Origin of the sequence: Embleya australiensis (genome assembly GCF_051903075.1) — a bacterium.
GTDB lineage: Bacteria > Actinomycetota > Actinomycetes > Streptomycetales > Streptomycetaceae > Embleya.
Map to the genome: position 1 here is coordinate 7,111,452 of NZ_CP182422.1, position 6,311 is coordinate 7,117,762.

5 protein-coding genes are annotated in these 6,311 nt (G+C 69.5%); 1 reads left to right on the forward strand and 4 read right to left on the reverse strand.

Annotated elements, in window-relative coordinates:
• Positions 1-10 precede the first annotated feature (10 nt).
• From ACMXN5_RS30370 to ACMXN5_RS30380, 3 genes are read right to left on the reverse strand one after another with little or no spacing between them, the layout of a single operon-like run.
• Positions 11-889, reverse strand: a complete 879-nt coding sequence (locus ACMXN5_RS30370) for an ImmA/IrrE family metallo-endopeptidase (RefSeq protein WP_439673352.1) — start codon at positions 887-889, stop codon at positions 11-13.
• Between the two features lie 26 nt (positions 890-915).
• Entirely contained in the window at positions 916-1,338 is a 423-nt protein-coding gene (locus ACMXN5_RS30375; protein WP_439673351.1) for a helix-turn-helix domain-containing protein, read from the reverse strand.
• The gene (locus tag ACMXN5_RS30380) at positions 1,335-1,613 is read right to left on the reverse strand and encodes a phosphopantetheine-binding protein (protein WP_439673350.1); all 279 of its coding nucleotides are present in this window, start codon (positions 1,611-1,613) and stop codon (positions 1,335-1,337) included. The genes ACMXN5_RS30375 and ACMXN5_RS30380 overlap by 4 nt, the downstream gene beginning before the upstream one ends.
• 115 nt (positions 1,614-1,728) lie before the next feature.
• On the opposite strand from ACMXN5_RS30380, the gene ACMXN5_RS30385 reads away from it, so the two are divergent.
• Positions 1,729-2,634, forward strand: a complete 906-nt coding sequence (locus ACMXN5_RS30385) for a nucleoside triphosphate pyrophosphohydrolase family protein (RefSeq protein WP_439673349.1) — start codon at positions 1,729-1,731, stop codon at positions 2,632-2,634.
• Positions 2,635-2,661: 27 nt separating this feature from the next.
• Here the strand turns inward: ACMXN5_RS30385 and ACMXN5_RS30390 are convergent, their stop codons facing one another.
• A complete protein-coding gene (locus ACMXN5_RS30390) occupies positions 2,662-5,841 on the reverse strand; it encodes a Helicase associated domain protein (protein ID WP_439673348.1) in 3,180 nt (1,059 codons plus the stop codon).
• Positions 5,842-6,311 lie beyond the last annotated feature (470 nt).

Here is a 6,311-nt window from a genome sequence, read left to right on the forward strand (position 1 = left end):
GGCGTTCGGGCTACGACTCCCAGAAGTGATCGGAGCCATGACGTCGCGGTACCGGGGACACGGTGACGTGGAAGATCTCGTCGCCGGAGGTGGCAGTCAGGGTGGAAACGCCGTTCAACTCTTCGGTGACCCACAGGGCGCGGTTGCCGTCGGGGCCACCCTCCCAAGAAAGTTGCGTCTGGTCGGACGGATCCTCGTTCGCGAAGCCGGGAGGGATCGCGTCCCAGGCACCGCTGAAGTCCAACAAGAGCAGATCCCCGGCGGCCACACGTATGTGCGCATCATGAGCACCACGCCCCAGGGCGTGGACATGGGCCCGAGGGGAGATTCCGAGCCCGTGCGCGAGCAGGTTCTTCAGATCCGCCGGAGCGTTTTTCACCCACATCCTCTCGGTGGATCGTCCGATGGCCTTGAGCCGGACCAGGTGTCGCACCGTGGTGGCGTAGGGAGTGCCCAGCCAGCGCGCGATCCGATAGACGTCCGCAGGGCTGGACGGGTGCCGTACACCGACACGCGCGCAGGCCGCACGGACGGCCGGCAACGGCATCAGAAACCAGGACGCGAAGGCTTCGGCGGCTTTCTCGTGCTCCGGCCAGTCCTCACCCCAACGTCCCCACCTCCTGTCCCCGTCGTGATCCAGGGTCGTCCCGTGTCCCAGGACGTGATGGCCCAGTTCGTGAGCCAGGGTGTGTCGGATGTCGGTTTCAACCAAGCCCTCGTTGAGCAGACAAGCCGGCCCGCCGTCGCCCGACGCGAGGTAGAACCCCAACAACGGACCCAACTTTCGAGCGACAACTTCCACATTCGCAGCCTTCAAAGCGGCGAACACGTCCACATAGTCGTCGCGGGGAACCCTCAGGCTCTGGTGGGCGTGCGCTGCGGCGATCATCGCGATCCCGTGCGCCTCGTCCCAACTCAAAGGAGCTCCGGGGACGCCGACGGCCCATCCGAAGCGTCCGAGGACTCCGCCTCCGCCTCGGCCGCACGCCGAGCCTTGAGGTACTGGATGAACCTGGCCACCTCGATCCGGTCCCCTTCCGTCAAGTCCTTGCGAGTCCGAGGCATCCCCGCCAAGGCGTGCTCACCGGCATCCGCGTCTTCGTCCTCGTCCAGGAAGTAGGACGCGGACAACCGGTAGAGGCGCGCCAGCTTCTTCAACTCCATCGTGTCCACCTTGCGCACTCCGCGCTCGATGTCACTGACAGCCGAACGGGGGATGCCGGTCCGTTCGGCCACCTGCTGCTGGGACAGGCCCAGATAATCGCGGGTGCTCCTCAATCGTTGCCCGAGCCGGGCACGCTCGACATCGTCGTCCGCAGGCTCGGATACGGCGGTCATGACAGCCCCTCCTTCGCGGGGACGGCTTCGTGGACGGTCTCGGCGAAAGCCCACACGGAGCGCAGAGATCTTCCGGCCTCGGCATCCGCGCTGATCGTCACGCCAAAACGGTTTTCGACACGGGTCAGGATCTCCACGATCAACACGGAGTCCACCGGCAACTCCGCACCCTGGGACGAAAGTTCCTCGTACAACTCGTCGACCGATCGACCCTGCTGCTCCGCCAGAAGCTCCACGACGACGTCGACGATCTCCCTGACGCTTCCGTCCGGCATGGCGACACCCGCCCGTGTTCGCGACTCCCGGACAGCCGGGCTGACGTCATCTAGCATACCAAGCGTGTCGGGAAATCCGACAGACTTGTCGCCTAACTCGCTAGACGGAGGGTACGTGCACCTCGCCCGCTACCAGCAGGCCGCCCTGAAAACCCTGCAACCGCCCACCCCGGACGCCGACCCCGTCCTCGTGCCCCTCTTCGGTCTCGTCGGTGAAGTCGGCTCGGTCGCAACGGCCTACAAAAAGCGTATGCGCGACGGCACGACCACCGGACGCCAACAACTACGCGAAGAACTCGGCGACGTCCTGTGGTACGTCGCCGCCCTGGCCCACCGACTGGACCTCGACCTCGAGGACGTCGCCGCCGCCAGCCTCGAAAAGGCCAAGGACCGATGGCGCGTCACCCCCGACCTCGAACGCGTCCACTTCGACGCCGACTACCCGCCCCACGAGCAACTTCCCCGCCGCACAACCCTCACGTTCACCCCCACCGAAGACAACCGCGTCCGACTCACCCGTGAGGACGGCAGCCAAGCAGGTGACCCCCTCACCAGCGCATCCCACATCGAGGACGACTACCGCTTCCACGACGCCTTCCACCTTGCGCACGCCGCAGTCCTAGGCTGGTCGCCCGTCACCCGCTTCCTCCTGGAGCGCAAACGCCGCAGTCGTCCCGGCGTCGACGAAGCCGAAGACGGAGGCCGCGCAATCGCCATCGAAGAAGGCGTATCCGCCCTGGTCTTCACCTACGCCACGCGCCACGGCTTCTTCGAAGACACCCGCCACGTCGACCACGAACTCCTCGACACGATCGACCAGATGACCGCCCACCTGGAAGTCAACGTCCTCAGAGCCGCCGACTGGGAAAAAGCAATCATGACCGGCTACGACGTATGGCGTCAGATCCGCAAGCACAACGGCGGCACAGTTGAACTCGATTTGGACCACCAGACACTCACCTTCATCGAGCAAAGCCCCCACCCCGAACCACCCTCGACGAGAACCGACACCGCACCCTGAACCTCACGCCGGATCTCACACCCGACGTCACGTCCACCGCATCCCGATCGCGTCCAACGCGGCGATCCGCTCACCCGTCAACTTCCCGCGCCGCGCCCGGGTGTTGGTGACCCACACCCCCAACCGCACCTCCTCGACCCCGCCACCCCCGGGCACCTCCACAACCTCGACGTGCCCACGCGGGACCTCCAGATGCCCCTCCCGCGCGAAGAACACCCCGGCCGCGGCCAACCCCACCGCGAACGCCTCGTCCCGACTGCGCCCCGCCCTCGGCCCACCCGACCCCCCGCCCCGCCCCGCCACCACCCCGACGGCCGACGCCACAACGCCCACCGCGAGCAGCGCCTCCCGCTGCGCCGCGTTCAACCGCGCCCACCCCGCGACCTGCCGCTCGACCCACCGCCCGATCCCGACCCCGCGATACACCGTCCCGGGCCCGGGAACAACCACCTCCCGCACCGCCGCCGGCCCCGCCGCCCCACCGCCGACGTCGGCCCCCACACCACCCGCCGCGACCCGCCCCGCCACACCCGCCGCCGCGCTACGCACCCCGACCCCACCAGCCACCCCCGCCGCTGCGCCGCGCGGCCCGGCCAGGCCCACCTCACCGCCCGATCCATGCCCACCCGCCGTCGTACCCCGGGACGCCGCCGTCCCGTGCCCGGGCCCCGCGACGCCCGGCCCGACCACACCCGCCGCCGCGCCTCCGCCCCCGCCGTCTCGAACCGCCGCCGCGTCGGGCACCCCACCCGCACCCGCCGCTGCGCCGTACGACCCACCAGCCCCCACCCCGACACCCGGCTCATGTCCACCCGCCGCTGCGCCGTCGCCGCCCTCGAGGGCGGCGGGCGGGTTGTGGGTCTGTTGCCAGTGGCGGAGGTGGTTGAGGTGGCGCTGCCAGTCGATCGACCAGTGCCGGGGGTTCCATTCGGGGTCGATGGCTGCGAGTTGTTCGGCGCGTTCCGGGTGGCGTTTCATGCCGTTGCCCTGGCGCCATTTCTGCAGTTGCCGTCCGATGGGGAAGCCGTCGATGATCGCGTCGACCGGCGCGGCCAGGCCCACATGCAGCCGGGCGTACTCACGGGCGTGGGCCAGGGCGTCCCGCCACCCCCGGTCGTAGGCGTCCCACACCATCCCCAACGCCTCGAGCTCGGCGATCTGCGTCCGATCCAGGCCGCCGTTCGCGTACGCGCGCCGCATCTCCGACACCCAGCTCCCCACGGGGAAGGTGACGCCGTGCGCGTCGATGTCGACCGTGTGCAGCGGGATCTCGAGATTCCCGAACCGCTCGCGGTAGCGCTCCGCGGCCGCGTACCCCCGCAGCCAGTTGCGCCGTTGAGGGTCCAGGACACGGGTACGCACGAACCGCGCCAACCGGACCGGGTCGCGCCGGGAGGAGAACCACACCAGCGAACCCCGCCCCCCGGGCCCGCCCTCGCCACCGGACTCGTCGTCACCGTCGTCGAACGGGCGGGCCGTCTCCTGCGCCGCCCCGTCGACCTGGGGCACGGCGAGGACGTCGACGACATCCGTCCCGTGGGACCGCAGCGCGTACAGGACGCGGGCCAACGGCGCCCAGGTGGGGGAGACGAGCATGTCGTCGGGCGTCTCGCCCCTGCGCAGGAAGATCGGCACGACGATCGACGCGATCTTGTCGCCCTCCGGCGAGGGCCTGACCGCACGACCGAGGACCTGGCAGATGTCCACCACCGAACCGCGCGGATCCGCCAACACCACGGTGTCCACCCGCAGGTCGACACCCTCGCCCAGCACCCGACAGTTCGCGAGGAAGGACCGCTCGGCCACGACGCCGTCCGCGTCGACACCGGCCTCGAACACCCGCAACGCCTCGCGCTTGACCTCCGCGTCGTCACCGCCGTACAACCACCCCGCGCCCACCGACCCCGGATACGTCCGCGGATCCGCCGCGTGCAGCCGCCCCAACGCCTTCGGCAGGCCCTCAGCGAACGCCTGCGCCTCCTTGACGCGGTGATGGAACGTGAGGATGCGCCGCAGCCCGTACTCGGCGGCGGTCTTGAGCAACGCCGTCTGCAACGCCGCCAACCGTGCACCCCGGAACTCCTCCGCGTCCTGGGGGCGTTGCGTGTTCCTGTTGAGCGCGAGGCCCTTCGCCGCCGCCGCGGCCTCCACCTCGGCATCGGTGACCTCCACCAGGATCACCCGAAAAGGCGCACAGATCCCGTGGCGACAAGCCTCGACGAGAGGCAGTTCGAACACCACCCTGCCGAAGAGGCGTTCGTCGTCCATCGACGCCACCAACCCCGGCGGCAACGGCATCGCCACCAGCCGCTCCTCCGCCTCGACATCCTCGACAGTCCCCGAGACCTCCTCCTCGGCCTCATCCGGGGTCTCCTCGGCGAACGCCTCCCACTCCTCGTCCCCGTCGTCCTCACCGGAGGCGAAATCGAAGACCAGATCGAGACCCTCCGACCCCCCGTCGACCCCCTCCAAGCCCCCGAAGCCCTCGACGACCTCCTCGTCGTCGAACTCCTCCGGCGCCTCGTACCGCACCGACGTCGGCCGCGCCCCCAACGCCGCGTACGCACTACGCGCCTGTGGGTCCCACACCCGCGGGGTGGCGGTCATGTACAGCCGCCGCTGCGCCGGGAGGCGTCGGTTGTCGTGGACGGCGGCCCATTTCTTGCCCAGGTAGCCGCTGGTGCGGTGTGCCTCGTCGACGATCACCAGGGTCCAGGGGAGTACCGGGAGGCCGTAGTTGCCCTTGTGGGCCTTCAGGAGTTGCCGGAGGGAGGCGTAGGTCCCGAAGACCGTGACGTGCCGCGTACGGCCCGCCCAGAGGGCGAAGCGGTACGGGTTCGTGGTGGCCCGCGCGCCGGCGTCGACGAGGACCGGATCGCTGTTCGGCAGCGAACACAACGCCACCATGGGCCCGTCGCGCCCCGCGCGCCGCCACGCGGTCATGGTCTGGGTCAACAGACCCAGGGTGGGCACCAGGACCAGCACCCGCCCCCGCGGCGCCACCTCGCCTGCCACGGCCGCGGCGATGTCGGTCTTGCCGGACCCGGTGGCGGACACGACCTGGGCCCGCCGGCCCGCGTACGGCCCGTCGCCGAGCCGAAATTCCTCGAGCGGACGCCGGAACTCGGCGACTACGTTCTGCACGGCTTCGCGTTGATGACGGCGTAGAGTCACGCTCGGCGCGACGCCTCGGTACGAGGGGCTCATAATCACAGACTCGGGTAGAAGATGTTTTGATGCAAGCCGACGGCGTGACTCGGTACCGATGTGTCACCCTGAAGCGAAGCCCACCGGACTTCTCGGACGTGGGAAACCCCACCGCACCACATGACGGCAAGTCAGATTGCGACTGACGTCGAGTCAGGCATTGGAAATCACAGCTGACGATGCGTCAGATCCAATGTGATGGCTCATCAGATATACGAGCCAGAGCCCCGAAAGCGTAACCCAGACACCCCGGTTGCCGCTGCCGGCAGGCCGCTTGCGGCCTTGAGCCAGCCGCGCAGCGGGTGGCTCGGGTGTACCGCGCAGCGGTACACCGGGAGGCCGCGCAGCGGGCTCCGACGGCCGCAACGCGGCCGTCCTTCACCGGGTGGCGCAACGCGCCACCCGGCTGCCGCAACGCGGCAGCCTTTCGCTCGCAAGCCGCGCAGCGGCTTGGGGACCCGCTCCGCGGG

Coding starts and splice junctions, on each gene's coding strand:
- ACMXN5_RS30390 (WP_439673348.1), bottom strand. CDS start 5,841: ATGAGCCCCTCGTACCGAGGCGTCGCGCCGAGCGTGACTCTACGCCGT.
- ACMXN5_RS30380 (WP_439673350.1), bottom strand. CDS start 1,613: ATGCCGGACGGAAGCGTCAGGGAGATCGTCGACGTCGTCGTGGAGCTT.
- ACMXN5_RS30370 (WP_439673352.1), bottom strand. CDS start 889: ATGATCGCCGCAGCGCACGCCCACCAGAGCCTGAGGGTTCCCCGCGAC.
- ACMXN5_RS30375 (WP_439673351.1), bottom strand. CDS start 1,338: ATGACCGCCGTATCCGAGCCTGCGGACGACGATGTCGAGCGTGCCCGG.